General features: G+C 68.1%; 19 protein-coding genes. 10 read left to right on the forward strand and 9 right to left on the reverse strand.

Features of this window, described 5'->3' with window-relative positions:
• The first annotated feature begins 235 nt into the window (after window positions 1–235).
• Both IT182_17985 and hrpB read left to right on the forward strand, forming a co-directional pair.
• A complete protein-coding gene (locus IT182_17985; protein MCC6165239.1) occupies window positions 236–994 on the forward strand; it encodes a hypothetical protein in 759 nt (252 codons plus the stop codon).
• Complete coding sequence (gene hrpB / locus IT182_17990) at window positions 949–3,264, forward strand: ATP-dependent helicase HrpB (GenBank protein MCC6165240.1); 2,316 nt, start codon at window positions 949–951, stop codon at window positions 3,262–3,264. Before IT182_17985 ends, hrpB begins: the two co-directional genes overlap by 46 nt.
• Window positions 3,265–3,417: 153 nt before the next feature.
• Here hrpB and IT182_17995 read toward each other — a convergent pair whose 3' ends face one another.
• On the reverse strand, window positions 3,418–4,602 hold the full coding sequence (locus tag IT182_17995; GenBank protein MCC6165241.1) for a class I SAM-dependent rRNA methyltransferase: 1,185 nt from the start codon (window positions 4,600–4,602) through the stop codon (window positions 3,418–3,420).
• 52 nt (window positions 4,603–4,654) lie between these two features.
• Between IT182_17995 and rpiB the strand changes: the two genes are divergently transcribed.
• From rpiB to IT182_18010, 3 genes are read left to right on the forward strand one after another with little or no spacing between them, the layout of a single operon-like run.
• The gene (gene rpiB, locus IT182_18000; GenBank protein ID MCC6165242.1) at window positions 4,655–5,107 is read left to right on the forward strand and encodes a ribose 5-phosphate isomerase B; all 453 of its coding nucleotides are present in this window, start codon (window positions 4,655–4,657) and stop codon (window positions 5,105–5,107) included.
• A gap of 20 nt (window positions 5,108–5,127) precedes the next feature.
• On the forward strand, window positions 5,128–6,396 hold the full coding sequence (locus IT182_18005) for a serine hydroxymethyltransferase (GenBank protein ID MCC6165243.1): 1,269 nt from the start codon (window positions 5,128–5,130) through the stop codon (window positions 6,394–6,396).
• Complete coding sequence (locus IT182_18010; protein MCC6165244.1) at window positions 6,360–8,375, forward strand: ATP-dependent DNA helicase; 2,016 nt, start codon at window positions 6,360–6,362, stop codon at window positions 8,373–8,375. Before IT182_18005 ends, IT182_18010 begins: the two co-directional genes overlap by 37 nt.
• Before the next feature lie 9 nt (window positions 8,376–8,384).
• On the opposite strand, the gene IT182_18015 is transcribed toward IT182_18010, so the two are convergent.
• From IT182_18015 to IT182_18025, 3 genes are read right to left on the reverse strand one after another with little or no spacing between them, the layout of a single operon-like run.
• Window positions 8,385–10,199 carry a DUF885 domain-containing protein gene (locus tag IT182_18015; GenBank protein MCC6165245.1) on the reverse strand — a complete coding sequence of 605 codons (1,815 nt, stop codon included), beginning with the start codon at window positions 10,197–10,199 and terminating at the stop codon, window positions 8,385–8,387.
• Between the two features lie 49 nt (window positions 10,200–10,248).
• A complete protein-coding gene (locus IT182_18020; protein MCC6165246.1) occupies window positions 10,249–10,956 on the reverse strand; it encodes a YggS family pyridoxal phosphate-dependent enzyme in 708 nt (235 codons plus the stop codon).
• Window positions 10,953–11,906 carry a tetratricopeptide repeat protein gene (locus IT182_18025; protein ID MCC6165247.1) on the reverse strand — a complete coding sequence of 318 codons (954 nt, stop codon included), beginning with the start codon at window positions 11,904–11,906 and terminating at the stop codon, window positions 10,953–10,955. Before IT182_18025 ends, IT182_18020 begins: the two co-directional genes overlap by 4 nt.
• Window positions 11,907–12,233: 327 nt before the next feature.
• Between IT182_18025 and IT182_18030 the strand changes: the two genes are divergently transcribed.
• Together IT182_18030 and IT182_18035 are read left to right on the forward strand one after the other, a co-directional pair.
• Window positions 12,234–13,145: a DivIVA domain-containing protein gene (locus tag IT182_18030; GenBank protein MCC6165248.1), complete on the forward strand. Its 912-nt coding sequence runs from the start codon at window positions 12,234–12,236 to the stop codon at window positions 13,143–13,145.
• A 9-nt stretch (window positions 13,146–13,154) separates the two neighbouring features.
• Window positions 13,155–13,502, forward strand: a complete 348-nt coding sequence (locus IT182_18035; protein ID MCC6165249.1) for a hypothetical protein — start codon at window positions 13,155–13,157, stop codon at window positions 13,500–13,502.
• Here IT182_18035 and lepB read toward each other — a convergent pair.
• The 5 genes from lepB to IT182_18060 form a co-directional block, all read right to left on the reverse strand.
• Window positions 13,499–14,179 (reverse strand): signal peptidase I, encoded by a 681-nt coding sequence (lepB, locus tag IT182_18040; GenBank protein ID MCC6165250.1) that lies wholly within the window; start codon window positions 14,177–14,179, stop codon window positions 13,499–13,501. The two genes, IT182_18035 and lepB, sit on opposite strands and share 4 nt — an antisense overlap.
• Window positions 14,176–15,981, reverse strand: a complete 1,806-nt coding sequence (gene lepA, locus IT182_18045) for an elongation factor 4 (protein ID MCC6165251.1) — start codon at window positions 15,979–15,981, stop codon at window positions 14,176–14,178. The genes lepB and lepA overlap by 4 nt, the downstream gene beginning before the upstream one ends.
• A 252-nt stretch (window positions 15,982–16,233) precedes the next feature.
• Window positions 16,234–16,608 (reverse strand): hypothetical protein, encoded by a 375-nt coding sequence (locus tag IT182_18050; GenBank protein ID MCC6165252.1) that lies wholly within the window; start codon window positions 16,606–16,608, stop codon window positions 16,234–16,236.
• A 155-nt stretch (window positions 16,609–16,763) separates the two neighbouring features.
• Entirely contained in the window at window positions 16,764–17,882 is a 1,119-nt protein-coding gene (locus IT182_18055; GenBank protein ID MCC6165253.1) for a citrate synthase, read from the reverse strand.
• A 1-nt stretch (window position 17,883) separates the two neighbouring features.
• Window positions 17,884–19,380, reverse strand: a complete 1,497-nt coding sequence (locus IT182_18060; protein MCC6165254.1) for a glycosyltransferase family 2 protein — start codon at window positions 19,378–19,380, stop codon at window positions 17,884–17,886.
• Window positions 19,381–19,634: 254 nt separating this feature from the next.
• On the opposite strand from IT182_18060, the gene IT182_18065 reads away from it, so the two are divergent.
• The 3 genes from IT182_18065 to IT182_18075 form a co-directional block, all read left to right on the forward strand.
• Window positions 19,635–22,151, forward strand: coding sequence for a Smr/MutS family protein (locus IT182_18065; GenBank protein ID MCC6165255.1), 2,517 nt, complete (start codon window positions 19,635–19,637; stop codon window positions 22,149–22,151).
• A 9-nt stretch (window positions 22,152–22,160) separates the two neighbouring features.
• A complete protein-coding gene (locus IT182_18070; GenBank protein MCC6165256.1) occupies window positions 22,161–23,924 on the forward strand; it encodes a DNA primase in 1,764 nt (587 codons plus the stop codon).
• On the forward strand, window positions 23,921–25,315 hold a 1,395-nt coding region (locus tag IT182_18075), incomplete at its 3' end, for a sigma-70 family RNA polymerase sigma factor (GenBank protein MCC6165257.1). The genes IT182_18070 and IT182_18075, both read left to right, overlap by 4 nt.

The raw sequence follows: 25,315 nt of genomic DNA on the forward strand, positions 1-25,315 counted from the left end.
ACAGCAAGATCATGAGCATCAAGCGCAAGGCCGGTGGCTTCCGTAACCCCGATCACTTCACCACCGCGATCTACTTCCATTGCGGGGGATTGGACCTCTACCCACGCTGATCCCGGAAGAGGCAGAACTATTAGTTGAGTAGTTGCTCTGGAGTAACGTATTGCAGTGCACGGACTCGCTCGTGCCTGACCGTTGACAAACCGACGGCCTTGAATGATAGGAGCGTACCATGTCAATGTCGAACGCACGGAATGGGTGGATTCTTGTTGTGGCCCTTGCCGCCGCCAGCAGCTACGCGCAGAACCCGCCAACGGCGGTCGAGGTGTGGGTAGAGGATCATCCACGACCGCTCTATGAGGCGGTCCGGCAGATAGAGCGGCGCTTCGGCTACGTCGTGACATACGAAGACGTGCCGTACGTCTACGGAAAGAATATCGTCGACGTAACAGAGTCCGTCGCCAGAAGTGCTCCCGCGACGGGCCGCGTTCTGGAACAACGACATGGTTCGCTGGTAGTCACGTACACCCCTCATTCCAGATCCACGGCTGGCCAGGTGGGTGAAGTCCTCGAAGCAACGGTCGCGCAGATGAATCTCTCCGGAGAGTTCGCGCAGTTCCGCGTTGACACCTCCCATGGTGCGTACCATGTCGTCCCCGTGGCGCGACCAGGCCGCGATGGTGTGACCGAGCCGTACATGGCGCCACTGGACGCCATGATGTCCGCGCAGATTCCCGAGCGTCCGCTGTTCGAGGTGATGACGCGACTGCTCGATGGCATCAACGCTGCGTCAGGCAAGGAGATCCGACCTGGTATGATTCCGACGCGCGGTGGATGGACGGCCGTTGACGCTACCAGCGAACGTGCGCGCGACATCGTGCATCGGACGATCAGGTCGGTGTCGTCGGATCTGTCATGGTCTGTCTTGTGCGGCGTCGGCCAGAATGATTTGTGCGCGCTGAACATTCATCGCGTGAAGTCTCCAGAACAGCCCTGAAGACTCCACTGCCCGTCGACTCCGCGCTCGCGCCGCTGCGGGCGGCGCTCCAGGCGCACCGGGCGGCGGTGCTGGTCGCCACGCCTGGGGCGGGCAAGACGACGCGGGTGCCGCCGGCACTCGTCGACGAGGGGCGCGTGCTGGTGCTGCAGCCGCGGCGGGCGGCGGCGCGGGCGCTTGCGCGGCGCGTGGCGGAGGAACAGGGCTGGACGATCGGGCGCGAGGTCGGCTGGCACGTGCGCTTCGAGCGACGCTTCTCCGCCGACACGCGCGTCATCTTCGCCACCGAAGGCATCCTCACCGCACGGCTCGAGCAGGACCCACTGCTGAGTAACGTCAGCACGGTGGTCCTCGACGAGTTCCACGAGCGGAGCGTCCACGCCGACCTGGGTCTCGCGATGGCACGCCAGGCGTGGCTCGCGCGCGACGATCTGCGGATCCTGGTGATGTCGGCCACCATCGACCCGGGGCCTGTGTCGCGATTCCTCGACGACTGCCCCGTCGTGTCGGTGTCCGGAGATCCGCACCCACTCACCGTCGCCTACGAACCCGACGCACCGCTCGCATCGGTCGTCGCGCGCGCGCTCCAGGAACGCACGGGCGATGTGCTGTGCTTCCTCCCCGGCGCGCGCGAGATCGATCGGGAAGCGAGCGCTGTCGCATCAGTCGCTCGGGCACAGGGCGTGCGCGTGCTCGCGCTGCACGGATCGTTGCCCCCCGAAGCACAGGACGAGGCCCTGACGCCCTCGTCCGAACGTCGCGTGATTCTCGCGACAAACATCGCCGAGACGTCGGTGACGGTGCCGCACGTACGCACCGTGATCGACAGCGGATGGCAGAAGGTGGCGCGCTACGACGCCGCACGCGCGATCGACACCCTGCAGACCGAACGCGTGTCGGCCGACGCCGCCGATCAACGGGCGGGGCGCGCGGCACGGCTCGGACCGGGACTGGCGATTCGTCTCTGGTCGCCGCGCGAGACGCTGCGCACCACACGCGAGCCCGACGTCGCGCGCATCGATCTCGCGCCGGTGCTGTTGTCCATTCGACTGTGGGGCGGCGACGAGGCGGCGTTCGACTGGTTCGATCCGCCAGCCGAGTCGCGCCAGGCCGACGCCCGCGCACTGCTGCGGCGGCTCGGCGCGATCGACGACAACGGCCTGACGTCGATCGGCCGTCTCGTCGCGCGTCTGCCGGTGCCACCGCGGCTCGCGCGCATGGTCGTGGAAGCCGGCGGACATCCCGATGCCTGTCTCATGGCCTCGTTGCTCGGCGAAGGACGCGCGCCGGCGCCTGACGGCACCACGACCGACTCCGACGTGTGGTCGCTGCTGCCGGTCGCACGCGGTCTCCCGCATCTGCACCGCGCGGCAGATGCGTTGCGGCGTGCGGTGAACGAGACGCTCCCGGCTGCCGCAGCGCGCACGGACCTCGACGAGCAGGCGCTCGGGCGTGCCGTCCTCGCCGGATTCCCCGATCGCGTGGCGCAGCGGCGTGTGGCACACGGCGACGCGCTGCTGCTCGCCACGAGTACCGGGGCACGTCTCGCTACGACGAGCGGCGTGCGCAACGCGATGTACCTGGTCGCGCTCGACATGCAGGGCGTGGATGGCCGTGAACCCATCGTGCGACTCGCGAGCGGAGTCGAGCGTGACTGGCTCACGCCCACGCACGTCGAGCGGCGCGTGGCTGTCGACGATCGCGGCCGCCTGCGCGCCACGCGGCTCACGCAGTACGGCGCGCTGACGCTCAACGAGCAGCCCGATACGCTCGCGTCAGACGACAAGGCCGTGCTCGTCGAGGCATGGATGCGCGCCAACAGGACGCCGGGCGAACGGCAACTCCTCGCACGCCTGGCCTTCTGCGGCGTGGAGATGGATGTCGATTCATGGCTCGCGACTGCCGCGGCGTCGGCGACATCGCTCGACGACATCGACATCGCGAACGCGCTGCCGTGGGATATCCGTCAGCGTCTGCTGACAGATGCGCCGCTGCGGCTGACGCTGCCGAGCGGCAGGACCACTGCGCTCCAGTACCGCGATGACGGCACCGTGCGGGCGGCGGTGAAGCTGCAGGAACTGTTCGGCCAGACAGACACGCCCCGCATCGGCCCCCGTCGCATCCCCCTCATCGTCGAACTGCTCGCCCCCAACGGCCGCCCCGTCCAGACGACGCAGGACCTCCGAAGCTTCTGGACGACGACGTACGCCGACGTGAGGAAGGAGCTGCGAGGCCGCTACCCGAAGCACGCGTGGCCGGAAAAGCCGTAGCAGACGAACGGGTTAAAACCCGTTCGCTCCATATGGCTCCTCGGTCGCCGGCTTCGTGGCATGCAAAGGCCCGCATTTGCGGGGTATAGAGGCACGCACTTGCTGGGTATGGAGGCCAGGGGTTTCAACCCCTGGCGAAGGGCCGTCCCTGATTCACACGCGTCGGAGGACGAAGCACTTCAGGTAATAGGTCTCTGGCACGCCGAGCAGCACCGGGTGATCGCGGGCCTGCATGCGCTTCTCGACGACGATGACGGGGATCTGCGCGTCTGTGGCGGCAGACAGGATGATGCCGCCGAACATCCCCTCGTCTACATGGGCAGAACACGTACAGGTCATGAGATGACCGCCCGGTTTCAGCAGCCGGAGTGCGCGGAGGTTGATCTCCTTGTAGCCGCTGATCGCCTTCGCCACGGCGCCCTTGTGCTTGGCGAACGCAGGTGGGTCGAGCACGATCGTGTCGAAACGCTCGTCGCCGCGCTCGAACTCGCGCAGCGCATCGAACACGTTCGCTTCCCGCGCCTCGACGTTGCGCAGGTCCTGCCGTCCGGCGTTGGCGGCGATCGTCGCCACGGCGTCTGCCGACGCGTCGAGCGCCAGCACGTGTTCCGCGTGCGGCGCCATGCGCAGCGCGAAGCCGCCGTGGTAGCTGAACGCGTCGAGCGCACGTCCCGTCGCGTAAGCCGCAGCTGCCGCATGGTTCTCGCTCTGGTCCAGGAAGAGCCCCGTCTTCTGTCCCTTCCACGGATCCACCAGGTAGCGCACGGGGCCCTCCCGCACTTCGACCTGCGCTGGCACGTCGCCCCACGCCAGCACGACCTCGCGCGGCAGCCCCTCGAGCTCGCGCACCTTCGGGTCGTTGCGCAGCAGCACACCACGCGGCTGCAGCAGTTCGACAAGCAGCTCGACGATCAGTACGGCGTGTGCGTGCGTGCCCTGCGACAGCGTCTGCACCACGAGCACATCGCCATAGCGGTCGACGATGAGGGAGGGCAGGAGATCGGCTTCGCCGTGGACGAGCCGCATCGCCGTGGCGTCGAAGGCAAGCCGCTCGCGAACGGCGATCGCCGCGCGCAGGCGCTCGCGCCAGAAGTCGCGATCGACGGGCGTCGCGTCGCGCGTGAGCATGCGCAGCGTGATCTGCGAGCGATCCGACGACAGCGCGCGGCCGAGCAGCGCGCCGCGGCCGTCGCGCACGTCGACCACGTCGCCTGGACCTGCGTGCAGTTCGGTGACGTCGGAGCGGTAGATCCACGGATGCCCGCCACGCACGCGATCGATACCCTTGCGGGCGATCACGGCGGTGGGCGGACGAGGAGAGGCGTCTGGAGCTGACATGGAGAGAACCGGCCGGAAACGGGCGGGATCCGTATAGTACAATCCGCAGTCTATGCGCGTGGCGCTCGGGGCCGATCATGCGGGCGTCGCGCTCAAGGACGCGATCCGGAACCTGCTCGATTCACGCGGGATCGCGGTGACGGACGCCGGCACCAACGGCACCGAGTCGGTCGACTATCCCGACTACGCCACCATCGTCGCCCGCGCCGTCGCAACGGGCGACGCCGACCGCGGCATCCTCGTCTGCGGCACCGGCATCGGCATGGCCATCGCGGCCAACAAGGTCGATGGCGTGCGCGCGGCGCCCGTGCAGGACGTCGAGACGGCACGGCTCGCGCGCGAACACAACGACGCCAACATCCTCGCGCTCGGCGCGCGCGTCGTCGCGAAAGACGCGGCGCTCGCCATCGTCGACACGTTCCTCGACACGCCGTTCGCCGGCGGTCGCCACCAACGCCGCGTCGAGAAGATCGCCGCGATTGCGCACGATCCCGTTCGCGCCTGACCATCGCGCCGCCCACCGTCATGTATCACGCCACGCCCCACATCCTTCGCACGCTGGCCGATGTCGATCCCGACGTCGCCAAGGCGATCGCCGACGAAACCACGCGCCAGAACCTCGGCCTCGAGCTCATCGCCTCGGAGAACTTCGCGAGCGCCGCCGTGATGGCCGCCGCCGGCTCGGTGATGACCAACAAGTACGCCGAGGGATACCCCGGCAAGCGGTACTACGGCGGATGCGAGTTCGTCGATGTCGCCGAAACGCTGGCGCTCCAGCGCGCGGGCGCGCTGTTCGGCGCCGAGCATGCCAACGTGCAGCCGCACTCGGGCGCGCAGGCCAACATGGCCGTGATGCTGTCGTACCTGCAGCCGGGCGACACCATCCTCGGCATGAACCTGGCGCACGGCGGGCACCTCACGCACGGACATCCGCTCAACTTCTCCGGCAAGCTGTACAAGGTCGTCCCGTACGGCGTGCGCCAGGAGGATGAGCGCCTCGACTACGACGAACTGGAGCGGCTCGCGCACGAGCACAAGCCGAAGCTGATCGTCGTCGGCGCGAGCGCGTATCCACGCGTCATCGATTTCGAACGCATCGGGAAGGTGGCGCGAGACACCGGCGCGCGCATGCTCACCGACATGGCGCACATCGCCGGTCTCGTGGCGGGCGGCGTCCACCCGAGTCCGGTGCCGCACAGCGACTACGTCACCACCACCACGCACAAGACGCTGCGTGGGCCGCGTGGCGGTCTCATCCTGTCACGCGCCGAGTACGCGAAGGACATCGATCGCTCGGTGTTCCCCGGCGTGCAGGGCGGACCGCTGATGCACATCATCGCGGCCAAGGCGGTGTGCTTCCGCGAAGCGCTCGAGCCCAACTTCCGCGCGTATCAGGCGCAGGTGGCCGCCAACGCGCGCCGGCTGGCGCAGTCGCTGCACGACGAGGGGTTCCGGCTCGTGAGCGGCGGTACCGACAACCACCTGATGCTTGTCGACGTGTTCTCGAAGGGCATCACCGGCAAGCAGGCGGAAGCCGCGCTCGGACATGCCGGCATCACCGTCAACAAGAACGCGATCCCGTTCGACAAGAATCCGCCGATGGTCGCGTCGGGCATCAGGATTGGCACGCCCGCCGTCACCACGCGCGGGATGACGGAGGCCGAGATGGATCGCATCGCCGACCTCATCTCCGAGGCGCTGCGCGCTCCAGACGACACGGCGGTGCTGGCCTCGGTCAAGGGCCAGGTGGAAGAACTGTGCCGGGAGTTCCCGCTGTATCCGCCCCCGGCCTGATCGACGGCGTACGGCGCGTCCTCGGCAGCGGGGGCGCGCTGGCGTCGGTGCTCGACGGGTTCGAGCCGCGCCAGAGCCAGCAGCAGATGGCGGACGCCGTGGCCCGCGTCGTCTCCGACGGCGGCGTGCTCATGGCGGAAGCCGGGACGGGCACCGGCAAGACGCTCGCGTATCTCGTGCCGGCCCTGCTCTCGGGCCGGAAGGTGCTGGTGTCCACCGGCACGCGCAATCTCCAGCAGCAACTGATCGACAAGGACGTGCCGATCCTCCAGCGCGCGCTCGGGCCGTTTCGTGCCGCGTGCATGAAGGGGCGTGGCAACTACCTGTGCCTCCATCGCTTCGAGCAGACCCTGCACGACGACAGGCCGCGCGACGATGAGACGCGCGTCGCGATGACGCTGATCGAGCACTGGGCGCCGCGCACGCAGACAGGGGATCGCGCGGAGCTGGCCGATCTGCCGGAAGAACTGCCCTTCTGGCATGGCATCTCCGCGACGACCGAGAACTGCCTCGGATCCGACTGTCCGCGCTTCAGTGACTGCTTCGTGACGCGCATGCGGCAGGAGGCCGCCGACGCCGACCTCGTCATCGTGAACCATCACCTGCTGTGCGCCGACGCCGCCGTGCGTCGCCACTCGTTCGGCGCGGTGATCCCCGAATGCCAGGTGGGCATCGTCGACGAGGCGCACCAGCTCGAAGACGTGGCCACGCAGTACTTCGGGCTGAGCGTCAGCAGCTATCGCGTGGAGCAGCTGTTCGCCGACGCGGCGGCGATCAGGACGTCGCCGCTGTTCGTGCCGCGCGAGGAGGCCGAAGCGGTCGCGCGCGCGATCGAAGCACTCAGCGTGTCGTCACGCGCGTTCTTCCTCGACCTGCAGACACGTCGGCCGGGCGTGCGGCAGTCGGGTGACCAGGGCAGCACGCTCTTGGACGAGCGCCTGCGCGTCACCGGCGACGTGCTGGCAGAAGCCGCCGGCGAGAGCGGCCTGCAGCTCATCGACGCACTCACGTCACTCGAGGAATCGCTCACGCTGATCAAGGACGCGCCGGAGGATCTCCGCTCGATCGCCAGGCGTGCGGGCGAGCTGCGCGACGACCTGCGGTTCCTGCTGCGCGCCGAGCAGGAGGAGTACGTCTACTTCCTCGAGATCCGCGGACGCCATGTGGCGCTGCGCGCAGCCCCCATCGACGTCTCGCACATCATCCGCGACGTGCTCATCGACAAGCTGCCGTCGCTCGTGCTGACGTCGGCCACCCTGTCGATCGGAGGATCGTTTGCGTACATGCGCGCCAGGCTCGGCGTGGGCGAATCGCTCGAGGTGCGCGTGCCGTCGGAGTTCGACTACCGCACGCAGGCGCTCGTCTATCTCCCGCGACGCATGCCAGACCCTCGCACGCCGGCGTATGGCGAGGCGTTCGCCGACGAGGCGGCGCGGCTGCTGACGGCAAGCGAGGGCCGCGCGTTCCTGCTCTTCACGAGCTACGCCGCGCTGCGCGACGCGCACGCGCGCCTGTCCACGCGACTGCCCTACCCCATGCTCGTGCAGGGGACGATGCCGCGGGGAGTGCTGATCGAGCAGTTCCGCCGCACGCCGAACGCGGTGCTGTTCGGCACGTCGAGTTTCTGGCAGGGCGTCGACGTCGTGGGCGAGGCGTTGAGCTGCGTGGTGATCGACAGGATTCCGTTCGCCTCACCAGGCGACCCCGTCGTCGCCGCGCGGATCGAGTCGCTCCAGCGCCGCGGGATCGACGCGTTTGCCGGCTTCCAGGTGCCGCTGGCGATTCTCACGCTGCTGCAGGGTGTGGGACGCCTCATCCGCCACCGCCAGGATCGCGGCGTCATCGCGCTGCTCGACCCTCGGCTGCAGTCGATGGGCTACGGCCGCAGGTTCCTGAACGCGCTGCCCCCGGCCCCTGTGACGCGACGTCCCGAAGACGTGCCCCGCTTCTTCGCGAACAATCAGCAGACGCTTACGTGACCGTGGGCGTCACTGTCGCGCGGTCGGCTGCGCGCTCTCGGCCACTTCGCGCTCGCGCGCGATGAACGCGTCGATTTCCTGTTCGAGGACCGGCAGTGGCACGGATCCGTTGGCGAGCACCGCATCGTGGAAGCGCCGGCGATCGAACGCCGGACCGAGTGCCTCCTCGGCGCGCGCGCGCAGTTCGCGGATCTTGAGCTCGCCGATCTTGTAGGACAGCGCCTGTCCCGGCCACGAGATGTAGCGATCGGTCTCGGTGGTGCACTCGTGCAGCGAGAGTGCCGTGTTGGCCGCCAGGTAGTCGATCGCCTGCTGGCGCGTCCAGCCCTTCACGTGCAACCCCGTGTCGACGACGAGGCGCGCCGCGCGCCACATCGCGTACGTGAGGCGTCCGAAGTTGCTGTAGGGATCGGTGTAGAAGCCCGCCTCGATGCCGAGCCACTCGGAGTAGAGTCCCCAGCCTTCGCCGAACGCGGAGATGTAGCTGTAGCGCCGGAAGGCAGGCATGTCCGTCGCCTCGTTGGCGAGCGCGATCTGCAGGTGATGGCCGGGCACCGCCTCGTGCAGCGTGAGCGCTTCGAGGTTGTAGAGCGGACGCGTCTCGAGCGCGTACGTGTTGAGCCAGTAGTAGCCGGGCTCGGTACCGTCTGGCGGATTGCCGCTGTACCTGCCCGCCGTGTACTTCGGCGCGAGATAGTCGGGCACCGGCGCCACGCCGTAGGGCTGACGCGGAAGGCGTCCGAACAGCGACGGCAGCCTTGCGTCCATGCGCTTGGCGATCCACGAGCCCTCCTTCAGGAGTTCCTCGCCGGTCTTCGGATAGAACCGCCGGTCTGTCCGCAGCATCGTGAGGAATGCCGAGAAGTCGCCGGTGAAGCCCGTACTGCGCATCACGGTGTCCATCTCGGCGCGGATCTTCGCCACTTCGGCAAGGCCGATCTCGTGGACCTCGTCGGCGGTGAGCGGCAGCGTCGTGAAGCGCGTGACGAGGTGCTGATAGTAGGCGGCGCCGTCGGGCAGCGTGCTGGCGGCGATCGACTCGCGCGCACCCGGGATGTACTCCGCGCTCAGGAAGTCGCGAAAGCGTGCGTACGCCGGCGTGACGGCTTCGGCGATCGCGGCGCGGCCTTCGGCATCGAGGCGCGTACGGTCTGCCTCGCCGAGCGTCGACGGCAATGTCCTGAACGGTGCGAACAACGGACTCGCCGTCGGATCGGCGGGCATCAGCGGGCCGATCGCCGTGTCGACGCCGGCCAGTGCCACCTTCGGAACGGTGATGCCGGCCTTCAGGCCTTCGCGCATGCGCACGATGTGCTCGTCCACGTAGCGCGGGAATGCGCGCAGGCGGGCGATGTAGTTGTCGTAGTCGCGCGCGTCGGCGAAGCGCGTCGCCTGCGGCAGCAACGCGAAGCTGGAATGGAACCCGGAGTCCGCGTTGATCGGCACGAGGTACTCGCGGAACCTGAAGGCCGCAAGCCGATCCTCGAGCTCCGCGCGCAGCATGTCGATGGTGACGCGATCGGCGGCCGGCAGTGCGTCGCGGTGGACGCCTCCGAGCGCATCGAGGAATTCCCGCGTGTCTGCCGCACGCCGCTCCTCGTCGGCGATCGACTCACGTGACAACTGATCGTCGTAGCGATGCTCGCCGACGGCGGTGGCCATCTGCGGCGATTCGCGCAGCCGCCACTCCCACTCGCGTTCGAGTAGTGCCGCCAGCTCACGCTGCGCGATCGTCTGCCCAGCGTCGCCACGCGACACCGCCTCGCGACACCCGGCCACGGCCACCAGCCCGACCCACGCCCAGACGATCACGGACTTGCGCATGACCGCAGAGGGTAGCACCGCGGGACCGGCCGGGCTCGGCGAGCCTGTCCTACCTCTGGCCGAAGATCGCGGAGCCGACGCGGACCATCGTCGCACCTTCCTCGATGGCGACGTCGAAGTCATGCGACATCCCCATCGAGAGCTCGCGCAATTGGTGCGGCGGGGTGCCTTCGGCGAGCAGTGTGTCGCGCAGGGTGCGCAGTCGCCGGAACCAGGGGCGAACGTCTTCCGGATTGGCCGCGTACGGCGGCAGGAGCATCAGCCCCTCCACACGGACACCGTCGAGCGTACGCGCGTGCGCGAGCGTGGTGCGCAGGTCTGCCTCGTCGAGACCAGACTTGGTCGCCTCGTGCGCCAGGTCGACCTGAATCAGCACGGGCAGCACGACGCCCTTCGCCGTGGCGGCGCGCGACAGGCGCGTCAGCAGATCGGCATCGTGCACCGACTGCACGGACGCGAACGCGCCGGGGACCTTGTTGGCCTTGTTGGACTGAAGGGGACCGATGAGATGCCAGCGGATCGGCAGGTCTGCCGTCTCGGCCTGTTTGGCGAGCGCTTCCTGCACGCGATTCTCACCGAAGTCGATCTGACCGGCGGCAAACGCGGCGCGGACCATGTCCGCGCCGAACGTCTTGCTGACAGCCACCAGACGGACGGCCTCGGCGGGCCGTCCGCTCCTGCTGGCGGCGCTGGCCACACGCTGCCGGATGGCGGCGAGCCGCTCGGCCAGCCCGGAGTCCGGCGCGTGCGTGCTCACTCCTTCGGCTTGATGGAGTCGAGCACACCCTTGGCCTGCGCAGCGTTCGCGCCGCTGGGCGCCAGCTTCAGGTAGTTCTCGAAGTACTTGATGGCCTCCGGCATGTTGCCGCCATTGAGGTTGGCCATCCCGAGCCAGTAGTTGGCCTCGGCGTAGTTCGGGTCGGCCTTGATGGAGGCCTCGAACTGCGCCTTGGCCTCGGCGATCTTGCCCGCGTTCCACAGGATCACGCCCTGGTTGTAGCTGTCCTGCGCGGATCCGCCGCCGGACGCCGCACCCAGCGCCGCCGCCTTGGTGGCCATCGCCGCGGCTTCCTCGCGCCTGCCAGTCGCGTTGTACAGATCGGCGAGCATCCGGACCGGCTGGGACTCGTCAGGACGGAGTTCGGCGGCCTTCTTGAACGCCGCTTCCGCCTTGTCGAGTTCCTTCTTCTCGTAGTGCGCGGCGCCGAGGTTCACGTAGCAGGCGTAGCAGTCGGCCTGCATGCCCGCGGCCTCGGTGAACTTGGCGATCGCACCGTCGTGATCCTTCGCGCCCGACGCCTGCACGCCCTCGTCGAACAGCTTGCGGAACGCCGTCTCCTCGGGAGACATCCCGGTGGCGGGGGGCGTGACGGTGAAATTGAGCTCGGCGCTGCTTCCGAGGCCAACCTGCACCTGGTCCTCCGCGACACCCTTCTCGTGCTTGATCGTGATCAGGTACGGCCCGGGCTGGAGGCCGACCTGGATGAACTCGCCCTTCTTGTTGGTCTTGACCTCACGCGTCAGGTTGACGCCGCCCTTGAACTCGATGGTCACCGCGGCCTTGTCGACCGGTTGCCCCTTGCCGTCGACGACCTTGCCCTTGACCTGTCCTGTCGTCTGCGCGGAGGCGGGAACGCCTGCCACGATGAGTGCGACTGCGAGCGCGGCAGCCCCGACGATGCGTGCGCCGAACGTGAATGCTGACATTGGAACTCCTCCGGAGGACGAGCAACCCGTCCGACAGAAGAGTGTACTAGACCGGCAACGGGCAATCGGCAACCGGCAACCGGTCGATGCCGCAAAGCCTGTACAGACCGGTGCGTGACGGGGTAGCTGGTGCCCGAATGTCCGCACGGTTTGCCAGTTGCCCGTTGCCGGTTGCCGGGCTGTGTTTCCGTCATCGTTGGTCGGAGAATCGTCATCGGCCGGAGGGCGCCGGCGAGACGGCCTACAGTTCCAGGCCGGAAATGCTGATAAAACCGACGTGGTACGGTATGTGCTTCCCGTGCAAGTGCCATGCAGGAGTCCAGGCCCATGAAAGTGACCCCACTCGATCTGCGCCAGACACACCTCTCGACGAGCCTTCGCGGGTTCGACAGAGACGAGGTGCGTGCCCTTCTCACCGACGCTGCCGACGACTACGAGGCGGCGCTGCGGGAGATCGACAGGCTGAGACAGGACCTGCAGACGGCCGAGACGCAACTCGGCGAGCATCGCGAACGCGAGACGAACCTCCGCAACACGCTGCTCACCGCCCAGCGGGTGGCCGACCAGATTCGCGAGAACGCGGGCAAGGAAGCCGAAGTGCTCCTCCGCGACGCCGACACACGTTCCGCGGCCATGCTCAAGGACGCCGAACTGCGGTCGACGACGCTGGCGAGCGAGGCGGAAGCCAGAGCCCACACGCTCTCGAGCACGGCCGAAGTCCGCAGCCTCGCCCTCACGTCCGACGCCGCGACGCGCGCCGCGGCGACGTTGCGCGAGGCAGAGGCCCACGCCCAGGCGGTCACGCGCGAAGCCGACGGCCGCGCCGACGCCACCACGCGCGATGCGCTGCTCCGGTCGCAGGCCACGCTGGCCGACGCCGAGACGCGCGCACAGGCGCTCATCACCGACGCGCAACTCCGCGCCGACGCCACCTACGCCGATGCGCAACTGCGCGCTGACGCGATGCTGAAGGACGCGCAGGCCCGCGTGGACCTCCTGCTGCAGAAGGCCAACGCGCGCCTCGACGAGCTGGAACACGCCGTGAGCGAGATGCGCCTGCGCAAGCGCGACGTGGAAGGCACGCTGGAGCAGTCGATCGCGTCGCTGACCTACGCGCTGGAGTTCGTGCGCACGCAGGAGTCGCGCGACGACAAGGTGCGGATGCTGCGTCCGCGCGTCAACGAGCAGAGCGTCGACGTGCCACGCGCTCAGGGCGGCGAGACCGCCATGCTGGGCTGATCGCCGGCGATGATCCGCAACCTGCTCCGGCTCGTTGTCCTGGCCGTGATCGTCCACGCGGCGGTCAAGGTGGTGCCGGTGTTCTGGCACTACGTCCAGTTCAAGGACGCCGTGACCGAAGTGGCCAGCTACCCCGGACGACGGACGTCCGAGGAACTGCGCGATCGCGTGGTGCAGCTGGCCACCGAACACCAGGTGCCGATCGGCGCGAAGGACATCGCGGTGAAACTCGAAGCGAACCGTGCCTTCGTCACCACGGCATGGACGGCCCAGCTCGAGTACCTGCCAGCCCGCTTCTATCCCTACGACTTCATCGTCGACGTCGAAGGAAGGCCCGAGCGGTTCAACGGATTCTAGTGAATCTGCTTGCCCATCCGCGACCAGCGGGTCTTGGTGACAAACCCCGTCACGCTCGAGAAGAGCTGTTCGAGACCCGGACGCTCGTAGTCGGCGGCCTCGCTCTCGAACGACCAGTAGACCACCAGCGCGCGGCCCTTCACGTATGACTGCGGCAGGAAACCCCAGTACCGGCTGTCCTGCGAGTTGTCGCGGTTGTCGCCCATCGCGAACAGGTGCCCGGCGGGCACCGTGACAGGGCCGTAGTTCTCCAGCTTGTCGAACGCCGTCGTCTCGCCGTCGGCGCGCGGCGCGAGGCGGAAGTGCGCGTACGGCTCCTCGATGGGCGTGCCGTTGATGAAGATCTTCTTGTGCCGCATCTCGAGCGTCTCGCCGGGCAGGCCGATCACGCGCTTGATGAAGTCGCGCTCCGGATCCTCCGGAGACTTGAAGACCACGACGTCGCCGCGCCGGTACTCGCGGATCGGCAGCAGCGCCTTCTCGAACCCCGCCGGCGCGAACAGGAACTTGTTCACCACCAGGTGATCGCCGATGAGGAGGTTGTTCTCCATCGACCCGCTGGGGATCTTGAACGCCTGGAAGCACCACGTCCGCACGAACAGCGCCAGGATGACGGCGATGACGATGGATTCGAAGTACTCGCGGGCCGTGGACTTCGGCGTGCCGGCTGCGTTCATGCGTCAGTGCCCACTTTCAGGACTGCGAGGAAGGCCTCCTGCGGGATCTCCACGCGGCCGACGCGCTTCATCCGCTTCTTGCCTTCCTTCTGCTTCTCGAGGAGCTTCCGCTTGCGCGAGATGTCGCCGCCGTAGCACTTGGCGAGCACGTTCTTGCGGATCGCCTTCACCGACTCGCGCGCGATGATGCGCCCGCCGATCGCCGCCTGGATCGCCACCTCGAACATCTGGCGCGGGATGAGCTCGCGCATCTTCGCGGCCAGCAGGCGCCCGCGCGCGTACGCCGTGTCGCGGTGCACGATGATCGAGAGCGCGTCCACGGGCTCGCCGTTGACGAGGATGTCGAGCTTGACGAGCGGCGAGTCCCAGTAGCCCGTGACGTGATAGTCGAGCGACGCGTAGCCGCGCGACACCGTCTTCAGCCGATCGTAGAAGTCGAGCACGACCTCGTTGAACGGCAGTTCGTAGGTGATCACGACGCGGCCCGACGTCATGTACTCGATGTTCTTCTGCGAGCCGCGCTTCTCCTGGCACAACTGCAGGATGCCGCCCACGTACTCGGCCGGCGTGATGATCGTCGCCGTGATGATCGGCTCTTCGAACCGCGAGACACGGCCCGCGTCGGGCAGCTTCGACGGGTTGTCCACCTCGTGGACCTCGCCGTCGGTGGTCGTCACGCGATAGAGCACGCCCGGCGCCGTCGTCACGAGGTCGACGTCGAACTCGCGCTCGAGACGCTCCTGCACGATCTCCATGTGCAGGAGACCGAGGAAGCCGCAGCGGAACCCGAAGCCGAGTGCCGCCGACGTCTCGGGTTCGAACGCGAACGCCGCGTCGTTCAGCTTCAGCTTCTCGAGCGCGTCGCGCAGTTCCGGGTACTGATGGCCCTCCACCGGATAGAGCCCGGCGAACACCATCGGCTTCATCTCCTGGAAGCCCGGGAACGGTTCGGCGGTCGGATGCGCGGCGCTCGTGATCGTGTCGCCGATCTGCGCGTCGCCCAGGCGCTTGATGTTGGCGATCACGAAGCCGACCTCGCCCACGCCGAGGCTCTCGACCGGCTGCGGCTTGGGCGAGAAGATGCCGACCTGGTCGATGTCGTACGACTGGCCGTTGATCATCATCGTCACCTTCATGCCGGCGCGGATGCTGCCGTCGATGACGCGGATCTGGACGATCACGCCGCGATAGGCGTCGTACCAGGAGTCGTAGATGAGGGCCTTGAGCGGCGCGTCGGCGCTGCCCGACGGCGGCGGGAGGCGCGCGACGACGGCTTCGAGGATGTCGCGAACGCCCACGCCTTCCTTGGCGCTCGCGAGGATGGCGCCTTCGGCGTCGAGCCCGATGATCTCCTCGATCTGCCGGCGGGCCTCGTCGGGCATGGCACCGGGCAGGTCGATCTTGTTGATGACCGGGATGATCTCGAGGTTGTTGCCGGCCGCGAGGTACGCGTTGGCGAGCGTCTGCGCCTGCACGCCCTGCGACGCGTCCACCAGCAGCAGTGCGCCCTCGCAGGCAGACAGCGACCGCGTGACCTCGTACGAGAAGTCGACGTGCCCGGGCGTGTCGATCAGGTTGAGGACGTACGGCTGGCCGTCGAGCGCCGTGTAGTCAAGGCGCACCGAGTGCGCCTTGATGGTGATGCCGCGCTCGCGCTCGAGGTCCATGCTGTCGAGCACCTGGGCCTCCATCTCCCGCGCCTGCAGGGCGCCGGTGAGCTCGAGGAAACGATCGGCCAACGTCGACTTGCCGTGGTCGATGTGCGCGATGATGGAAAAGTTGCGAATGAAGCGCGGGTCCATGAAAAGCCCTTCATTGTACCGTGTCGGCAACCGGCAACCGGCAACCGGCAACCGGCAACCGGCAACCCGGCACCCGCCTTGGCGCCTGCGGCGCTTTGGCGCGGCAGGCTGGTATCGGGTCGGGTTGTAGGGGCACCCCTTGTGGGTGCCCGTTCCGACGGGCGGCCGCAAGGGCCGCCCTACGGCACAGGCGCGGACCGGCATTCCCGGCATCGCGGCATTTCGGTAGGGCCGGCCCTCCGGGCCCGGCCTTCACGGACGGGGCCGTTCGTAGACGCAGAGGGCATCACGCCGGGCGACGATGCGGTCGCTGTCGCCGCAGGTCGTGGTGACCTCCAGGACCACGTCTTCCCCGCCTCGAGACACGAACGGAGCGCCGAACATCGGGACCCAGGGGTCGTCCACGGTGACGTCGAGTCCCTCGCGATACGCGTGCAGGACGATTCCCGCGGCCTGCAACCACGTGACGGCGCTGAAGTGGAAGCGTGCCCGTTTCGCGCCGCTGGCCATGAGATGGCGAGCCGTGTCGACAGCCACCACGTATCGCGTCGCGCCATCGGCCGCCTGGTTCGACGCGTAGTCCCGAGCACGCCCCACCGTGCCGATCACGGGCAGTCCGGCGAGCACCACGAGACTCCACGACCCACGCGGGTCGTAGGCGTTACCCCACGCCAGCGTGAAAGCCCGGTCGCCATGCGCCCGTCAGGGTCGAGCCGGCGGCGAGATAGAGCGGCGCGTGCAGGTAGAACTGGAGGTGCCCGCTGCCCGGACGCAACGCGTCTCTACCGCTCATCGCGTGGAATGAACGGCTGCGGGTACGGCGGGCCGATGTAGTCGGCGCGGGGGCGGATCAGGCGGTTGTTCGCCAGCTGTTCCAGCACGTGGGCCGTCCAGCCGGACACGCGGCTGACCGCGAAAATCGGCGTGTAGAGATCCATGGGGATGCCCATGGTGTAGTACGTGGACGCCGAGTAGAAGTCGACGTTCGGGAACAGCTTCTTCTCGCCCGTCACCACCTGCTCGATCCGCTGGGAGAGCTGGAACCAGCGCGGGTGGCCGGCGCGCTCGCCTAGCTCCTTCGACATGCGTCGCAAGTGGGTGGCGCGCGGGTCCTCGGTGCGGTACACGCGGTGTCCGAAGCCGGAGATCTTCTCCTTGCGCGCGAGCTTGGCGCGCACGTATTCCTCGGCGCGCTCGTCAGATGCACCCTCGCCGAGGTCGAGCAGCATCTTCATGACCTCGGCGTTCGCGCCACCGTGCAGCGGCCCCTTCAGCGTGCCGATGCCCGCGACGATGGCGGAATGGACGTCACTGAGCGTGGCCGCGCACACGCGTGCGGCGAACGTCGACGCGTTCAGCTCGTGGTCCGCGTGCAGGATCAGGCCGATGTCGAACGCGCGCACGGACGTCGCGTCGGGCCGCTCGCCCTTCAGCATGTAGAGGAAGTTGGCCGCCTGGCCGAGCGCCGGATCCGGCGCGATGAGTCCGCCGCCCTGGATCATCCGGCCGTAGCTGGCCACGAGCGTGCCCATCTGCGCCGTGAGGCGCACGGCCTTCCTGTAGTTGGCCGCGGGACTGTTGTCGGACGCGTCGGCGTCGTAGTGCGACAGCGCCGACGTCAGCGTCCGCAGCGCGTCCATCCCGTCGCCCGGCGGCAGGCTCCGCATCAGGCGGACGACACCCTCCGGCAGCGCGCGCGAGGCCGCGAGCTGCGAGTGCAGGTCGCCGAGCTCCGCTCGATTCGGCAGCCGCCGGTGCCACAGCAGGAAGCAGATCTCCTCGAACGTCGCCGACTGCGCGAGGTCGTGGATGTCGTACCCGCAGTACGACAGGATCCCGCGATCGCCATCGATGAAACAGATGGCCGACGATGTGGCGACAACGTCCTGGAGGCCGGACACGTTACTCGCCCGCGATCTGCGTGCTGAGCACGGCCTCGTCGCCGCCGAACTGCTGGAACAGCGACGTGAGGCCCGGGTACAGGAAGCCGACCTGGAACAGGACGAGGAACGGCAGCGTGCCGTAGATGCCGTTGACGAGGGCGTAGACGACAGTGAACGTGAAGTACAGGCCCAGCGCCACTTCGGCGAGGGGTTGCCACAGCATCATCTGGTGGTACTTCTTGCCGGCCCAGTCGTCGCCCGTGCGTTCGACGCCGTGCTTGGGCGTGCGGACGAACTCGGTCTGGCGGCCGGCGATCGCTTCGATCACCGCGCGCGTGTTGTTGATCGACAGGCCGATGCCCACCGCCATCAGCAGCGGCAGGTACTTGATGCGTTCGGTCCAGGTCTGCGGATACGCCTGCATCTGCGAGAACGCGTAGAAGTTGACCACCGAGAACGTCGCCGCGAAGAACAGCGGGATGTCGATGAGCAGCATCTCCGACCAGCCCATGTTGTAGCGCACGTACATGGACGGGAACATCAGCACGCACAGCGCCACCATCAACAGGTAGTTGAAGTTGGCGGTGAGGTGGAAGAACGCCTCGGCCTTGACGCGGAAGGGCAGGTCGGCGGCGAGGATCTGCGGCAGGAGCTTGAGCGCCGTCTGCACGGAGCCCTTCGCCCAGCGGTGCTGCTGCGACTTGAAGCTGTTCATCTCCACCGGCAGTTCCGCCGGCGTGATGACGTCCTCCATGAACACGAAGCGCCAGCCGCGCAGCTGCGCGCGGTAGCTGAGGTCGAGGTCCTCTGTCAGCGTGTCGTGCTGCCAGCCGCCCGACTGCTCGATCGCGTCGCGGCGCCAGATGCCTGCCGTGCCGTTGAAGTTGAAGAAGCAGCCCGCGCGGTTGCGGCTACCGTGCTCGAGCACGAAGTGCCCGTCGAGCATGATCGCCTGGATGCGCGTGAGCGTGGAGTAGTCGGCGTTGATGTGGCCCCAGCGGGCCTGCACCATGCCCACCTGCGGGTCGGCGAACTGCGGCAGCGCGCGGCGGAGGAAGTCGGCGGGCGGCACGAAGTCGGCGTCGAAGATCGCGATGAAGCGACCGTCGGCCACCTGCATCCCCGCCTCGAGCGCGCCGGCCTTGAAGCCCGTGCGGTCGGTGCGGTGCAGGTAGGTGATGTTGAAGCCCTGGTTCTTCCAGCGGCGGACGGCCAGTGCGGCAACGTCGACGGTCTCGTCCGTCGAGTCGTCGAGCACCTGGATCTCCATCAGCTCCCGCGGGTAGTCCATGCGGCAGACCGCGTCGATGAGGCGGTCCACCACGTACATCTCGTTGAAGATCGGGAGCTGGATCGTGACGACCGGGAGCGGATCCAGTTGCGGCAGCGGTCCGGGCACGTGGTCGGCATACCGCTTGTACCAGTACACCATCACGTACCGGTGCCAGCCGTAAAACGCCAGGATGCTCAGGACGAAGAAGTACGCCGCAAGGATCGCCAGTTCAGTGAGTGTCATGGTCGGCCAGACTCCGCGCACCCGCCACTGATGACCTCGGCGAGGCACACGAAAGTGAACAGGATATCGCAGGCAACCGGCAACCGGCAACCGGCAACCGGCAACCGGCAACCGGCAACCGGCAACCCGGGCGCCGGGCTCGGAGAGCCGGCCCTACCCGTCGATGGGGTCGGTCTGCGTTGTGTGACTGCCCATGCTAAACTACGAGGTTCCGTCCGCGCCGCCCGGACCTGTCGAGCGGACGCTCACCAGCCATGCAGGCCACCACACTCCGCGCACTCGAGTTCGACCAGATCGCGGCAGTGGTGCGTTCGTACGCCGTCACGCCATTCGGCGCCGCGCGTCTGGAACGCCTGACGCCGTCCACCGAACCGGTCCGCGTGGCGGAGGCCCTCGACCTCACGGGCGAGGCCATTCTCCTGCTGCAGGACCACCAGACGCTGCCGCTCAGGGGCAACGAGACGGTCCAGGGCGCCATCGACGGGCTTGCCGTTGCGGGCGCGCCGCTCGAACCCCTTCGCCTGCTGGCGCTCGCGGACTTCTTCGATTCGGTGGACCGCTCGGCAGCGCTCGTCGAACGTGCCGCCACGCGATTGCCGGCCCTGGCGGCCGTCGCCAGGCGCGCCTCGCGATTCACCGACGAGAACGCCCGCGTGCGCAAGGCCATCAGCCAGCACGGCGAGGTCGTTGACGAGGCCAGTCCTGCCCTGGCGCACCTGCGCGACAAGCTGCGCAAACAGCGCCAGCGCCTGCGCGGCACGCTGGAGTCGTACCTGCGCGGCAGGGACACGGCCAAGTACCTGCAGGACCAGGTCATCACCGAGCGCAACGGCCGCTTCGTCATCGTCGTGCGCGCGGAGCACCGCGGGGCGATCCCCGGGCTGGTCCACGGCGCGTCGGCCAGCGGCGCCAGCCTCTACCTCGAACCGCTCAGCACCGTCGACGTCAACAACGACATCGTCGCGCTGGAGGAGCAGGAAGCGGAGGAGGTACACCGGATCCTGCTCGGCCTGACCGACGGGTACCGCGCACGGGCCGTCGACCTGCACGCCACGCTCGACGCCGCAACGGCACTCGACGAAATTCAGGCGAAGGCCCGGTTCTCCATGTCGTTCAACGGCGTCAGGCCGGCGCTGTCGCACGACGGACGGCTGGAGCTGCGCCACGCGCGGCATCCCCTGCTGATTCCGGCCGTCGCCCGGCGCGTGCCCTCCTTCGCGACGATGACGCATCCCGTCGCTACGGAGGGCAAGCCCGAGGCTGGCGTGCGCGTGCCGCGTGAGAAGGAGCCGGTGGCGAGCGACCTGCTGGTGGTCCCGCCCGCGAAGGCGCTGGTCATCACGGGGCCGAACACCGGCGGCAAGACCGTGGCGCTCAAGACGGCGGGACTGCTGGTGCTGATGGCCCAGGCGGGTCTGTTCGTGCCTGCCGAAGCCGGATCGCGGCTGCCCGTGTTCCGCAGCGTGTTTGCCGACATCGGCGACGAGCAGTCGATCGCCGCCAACCTGAGCACGTTCTCGTGGCACATGACGAGCATCGTGGCGATGGACGAGGCGCTGCGGCTCCCGGCGCTCGTGCTGCTCGACGAGGTCGGCAACGGGACCGATCCCGTGGAAGGCGGCGCGCTCGGCGTGGCCGTGATCGACCACTTCCGCCAGCGCGGCGCGGTGGTCGTGGCGACCACGCACTACGAGACGATCAAGTCGTACGCCACGAGCACGCCGGGCGTCACGTGTGCAGCGTTCGGCTTCGAACCCGGGACGTTCGCGCCGACGTACAGACTGATTTACGGGTCGCCGGGCGGGAGTCTGGCCTTCGAGATCGCGGCGCGGCTGGGCCTGCCGCGCGCCGTCCTCGACGCCGCGCACGCCTGGCGCACGGACACGGAAGTCCGCGTCTCCGAGCAGATGGCGAAGCTCGACCGCGAATTGCAGGCGCTCGACCACGAGCGGCGACTCACGAGCCAGGCTCGCGTGCAGGCGGAGGCCGCGGAGCGCCAGTTGCGCGCGCGCGAGGAGGCGCTGCGTGAACGCGAAGCCCAGTTCACGCGTAAGCTCGAACAGCGGCTGAACGAGCAGCTCCGCGATGCCAGGGCCGAGGTCGACAAGGTGGTGGCCGACCTCCGCCAGCAGGCCGCCGTCCTCGAAAAGCAGCAGCAGAAGCGGATTGCCGCACTGCCCACGGGTGTCACGGGCGAGCTCCGCTCCTCTTCCCAGGCCGCGCTCGATGCCATCGCCGGGCGTGTCCGCGAGGGCGCCGGCAGGGCTGTGCCGGCCCCAGAGGCAGACCTGCCCGGAACTGGCGCGGGAGCGTCACATGAACCGGCAAAGGTGGGGGATCGCGTGGAAGTCGGCGTGCTGCGCCTTGGCGGCGTGGTGCAGCGCATCGCCGGTGCCGACGCCGAGGTGGACGTGAACGGCAAGCGGATGCGCGTGAAAGTGGCGGATCTGCGCAGGATCGGGGGCTCGACCCAGCAGGCGGCGCCCAACGTGCGCGTCACGCTGGCCGATCGCGGCGAACACGTCAACGGCGCAGACCTGAACGTGATCGGTTGCACCGTCGACGAGGCCATCGACCGCGCGGACAAGTTCCTCGACGAGGCGGCGGTGCAGGACCTGCGCAGCGTGCGCGTGATCCACGGCCACGGAACGGGCAGGCTGCGGCAGGCGTTGAGTGGATATCTCGCCGCGCATCCGCTCGTCCTGCGTGCCGCGCCGGCACCGCACGACATGGGTGGTGCGGCGGTGACGCTCGTCGAACTGCGGGACTAGGTCGGCCACGTGCGTTACGGGCGGGAACTGGTCGATCAGGTCCGGCACGCCGCCGACATCGTGGCGGTGATTCAGGAGTACGTGCCCCTCAAGAAGGCGGGGACGACGTACAAGGGGTTGTGTCCGTTTCATGGGGAGCGCACGCCGTCGTTCACCGTGAACCGCGACAAGGGTTTCTTCCACTGCTTCGGGTGCGGGCAGGGCGGAGACGTCTTCAAGTTCGTGGAGCTCCAGGAGGGCGTGGGGTTCCAGGACGCGGTGAAGCGGGTGGCGGCGCGCTTCGGGATCACGCTCCCCGAAGCCCCGACGTCGCCCGAGGCGCAGGCGGAGGAAGCCGAGCGCGAAGCGCTGCTCAAGGCGCACGAACTGGCGCGGGCGTTCTATGCCGCGCAGCTCGAGACGCCGGCCGGCGCGGCGGCGCGCGACCTCCTGCAGCGGCGCGACGTCGGGCAGGAGGCCGTCGCGACGTTCGGTATCGGGTACGCTCCCCCGTCGCGCGACGCGCTGGTGCGACACCTGCGGCAGCAGGGATTCGCGCCGGCGCAACTGGTGCGCGGCGGTCTCGCCTTCCAGCGAGACGATGGGTCGGTGGTGGACCGGTTCAGGAACCGGCTGCTCTTCCCCATCCACAGGGAGGGCGGGTCCGTGGTGGCGTTCGGCGGGCGGGCGATGGCCGACGATCAGGTGCCGAAGTACCTGAATTCGCCGGAAACGCCGCTCTACACGAAGGGGCGCGTGCTCTACGGGTTGCACCTGAGCAAGCACGCCATCCGGAAGGCCGGCCGCGTCGTCATGATGGAGGGGTACTTCGACGTCATCCAGGCCTGGCAGGGCGGGGTGACCAACAGCGTGGCGTCGAGCGGCACCGCGCTCACGCAGGCGCAGGCACAGACGCTGCGGCGGTTCGCGTCGCAGGTGGTGCTGAGTTTCGATGCCGACGGGGCCGGCCAGAACGCGGCGGTCAAGTCGGGCGATCTCCTGGTGGCGGAAGGCTTCCAGGTGGGGGTGGCCCTGCTGCCGGAGGGCGAAGACCCCGATACGTACGTGCGGCGGGCCGGCGGAGACGCGTACCGCGCGCGGGTCGAGGAAGCGAGGCCGTACCTCGATTTCGTGCTGGACCGTGCCGTGAGCCGGCACGACGTGAAGGACCCGAACGGGCGGATGGCGTTCCTCAACGAGATGCTGGCGGTGGCGGCCCGCATCCCTGAGGCATTGGCCCGGGATCAGTTCGCGGATCGACTCGCCCACCGGGCACAGGTGGGCGAGGACACGGTCCGTCAGGAGATTCGCAAGGCGGCGGTGACGCGGCAGGAGCAACTGCCCGACAGCGCGCGCCGCGCGTCGATGCCCGGGGTGACCCGGGCGGAGCGCGAGCTGATCGTCGGTGTGTTGAACACGCCCGGCGAGGCGATGCTCGCGATGGATGCGCTCGAGGATGCCGACCTCGAGCCCTTGCGCACCGGGCGTTTGTTGCGTCTGGTGCTCACCACAGACGTCCAGGATCCTGCGCAGATGCCGGCGCGGATCCTGGCCGGTCTCACAGAAGAGGAGCGCCGGTGGGTCACCGGATTGAGGATGAGCGCGGGCGTCGTCGCGACGCCACAGGAGTGCGTGCGGGCGATACGCGTGCTGCGGCTGGAACGCGAACGGGGGGACGTGCAGCGGGAGATCGACAGGCTGCAGGACACCGGCGGCGCGGCCAGCACGGCGCGCATCATGGAGCTGTGGACGCGAAAGAAGGAACTGCTGGCGCAGATCGAAAGCCTGGCGTGATAATCGAAGATCGGCCCGCCGCCACGCGTGCGGGCCGGGGAGGCCAGGCCGACGTGTCCATCGAAGACAAGTACGACGAAGTGCGTCACCTGATCGCGATCGGGAAGGAGAAGGGCTATCTCCTGTACGACGAGGTCAGTGAGGTACTTCCGGCCGACATCACCTCGTCGGCCGAGGAACTCGAGGACCTGTTCAGCACCTTCGGCAACGCGGGCATCGAGGTTGTGGAGTCCGAGCAGAAGTACCGCGAGGACAAGATGCTGGATCGCCCCGACACGGGCGACGAGCCGGAGCTGGATCTCACGCCCGGCGCGCTGGACAAGACCAACGATCCGGTGCGCATGTACCTGCGCGAGATGGGCACGGTGCCGCTGCTCACGCGCGAGGGCGAAGTCGAGATCGCCAAGCGCATCGAACGCGGCAAGCTCGCGGTGATCAAGTCGATCTCGCGCACGCCGACCGTCTCGCGCAAGATTCTCGAGATGGGCGAGCAGCTCAAGGCGGGCCAGCGCACCATCCGCGAGATCGCGATCTTCACCGACGAGGAAGTCACCGAAGACAGGCTCGAGGAGCGCGCCCGCGAAGTCCTCAAGCAGATCGACACGGTCAAGAAGGCGATCGCCACCTACAAGACCGCCGAAGCGAAGTCCGCGACGATCAAGAAGGGCAAGACCAAGGCGGAACTCGGCAAGTGGCGCAGGGCGCGCTGGTCGATGCTGCGCAAGCGCGTGCAGATCTCGAAGGCGATCCGGCGCATCGAGTTCACCGAGGCCGTCAAGCGGCGCCTGATCGAGGAGATCAAGGAGCAGGTCGAGGCGGTGCAGAAGCTGCAGCGCGAGGCCGACCACATCGAGCGCCAGGTCAACCCGACGGCCAAGGGCCGCAAGCCGAAGCTGAAGGAAGAGGAGAAGAAAGTCCTCCTCAAGAAGCAGAAGGATCTGCGTGCCACCGTGCAGCAGATGTCGGCCGACCTCGAGGAGACGCCCGAGCGGCTGCGGCACACGCTCGAGACGATCTATCGCGGCGAGATGCAGGCCGAGCAGGCCAAGAAGGAACTGGTCGAGGCCAACCTGCGCCTCGTGGTCTCCATCGCCAAGAAGTACACCAATCGCGTCCTGCAGTTCCTGGACCTGATCCAGGAGGGCAACATCGGCCTGATGAAGGCCGTGGACAAGTTCGAGTACCGGCGCGGGTACAAGTTCTCGACGTACGCCACGTGGTGGATCCGTCAGGCCATCACGCGCGCGATCGCCGACAAGGGCCGGACGATCCGGATGCCGGTGCACGTCGTCGAGAAGCTCAACAAGATCCACCGCTCCGAGCGGAAGCTGCGCGCCGAGCTCGCGCGCGAGCCCACCTCGGCCGAGATCGCGGCCGACCTGGAGCTTGCG

The organism is Acidobacteriota bacterium (assembly GCA_020845575.1).
Lineage (GTDB): Bacteria > Acidobacteriota > Vicinamibacteria > Vicinamibacterales > Vicinamibacteraceae > Luteitalea.

What these genes read in the sequence shown, in the direction of transcription:
- IT182_17985 (MCC6165239.1), top strand. Translation starts at nt 236, where the DNA reads ATGTCGAACGCACGGAATGGGTGGATTCTTGTTGTGGCCCTTGCCGCC.
- IT182_17995 (MCC6165241.1), bottom strand. Translation starts at nt 4,602, where the DNA reads ATGTCAGCTCCAGACGCCTCTCCTCGTCCGCCCACCGCCGTGATCGCC.
- rpiB (MCC6165242.1), top strand. Translation starts at nt 4,655, where the DNA reads ATGCGCGTGGCGCTCGGGGCCGATCATGCGGGCGTCGCGCTCAAGGAC.
- IT182_18005 (MCC6165243.1), top strand. Translation starts at nt 5,128, where the DNA reads ATGTATCACGCCACGCCCCACATCCTTCGCACGCTGGCCGATGTCGAT.
- IT182_18015 (MCC6165245.1), bottom strand. Translation starts at nt 10,199, where the DNA reads ATGCGCAAGTCCGTGATCGTCTGGGCGTGGGTCGGGCTGGTGGCCGTG.
- IT182_18025 (MCC6165247.1), bottom strand. Translation starts at nt 11,906, where the DNA reads ATGTCAGCATTCACGTTCGGCGCACGCATCGTCGGGGCTGCCGCGCTC.
- IT182_18030 (MCC6165248.1), top strand. Translation starts at nt 12,234, where the DNA reads ATGAAAGTGACCCCACTCGATCTGCGCCAGACACACCTCTCGACGAGC.
- IT182_18035 (MCC6165249.1), top strand. Translation starts at nt 13,155, where the DNA reads ATGATCCGCAACCTGCTCCGGCTCGTTGTCCTGGCCGTGATCGTCCAC.
- lepB (MCC6165250.1), bottom strand. Translation starts at nt 14,179, where the DNA reads ATGAACGCAGCCGGCACGCCGAAGTCCACGGCCCGCGAGTACTTCGAA.
- lepA (MCC6165251.1), bottom strand. Translation starts at nt 15,981, where the DNA reads ATGGACCCGCGCTTCATTCGCAACTTTTCCATCATCGCGCACATCGAC.
- IT182_18060 (MCC6165254.1), bottom strand. Translation starts at nt 19,380, where the DNA reads ATGACACTCACTGAACTGGCGATCCTTGCGGCGTACTTCTTCGTCCTG.
- IT182_18065 (MCC6165255.1), top strand. Translation starts at nt 19,635, where the DNA reads ATGCAGGCCACCACACTCCGCGCACTCGAGTTCGACCAGATCGCGGCA.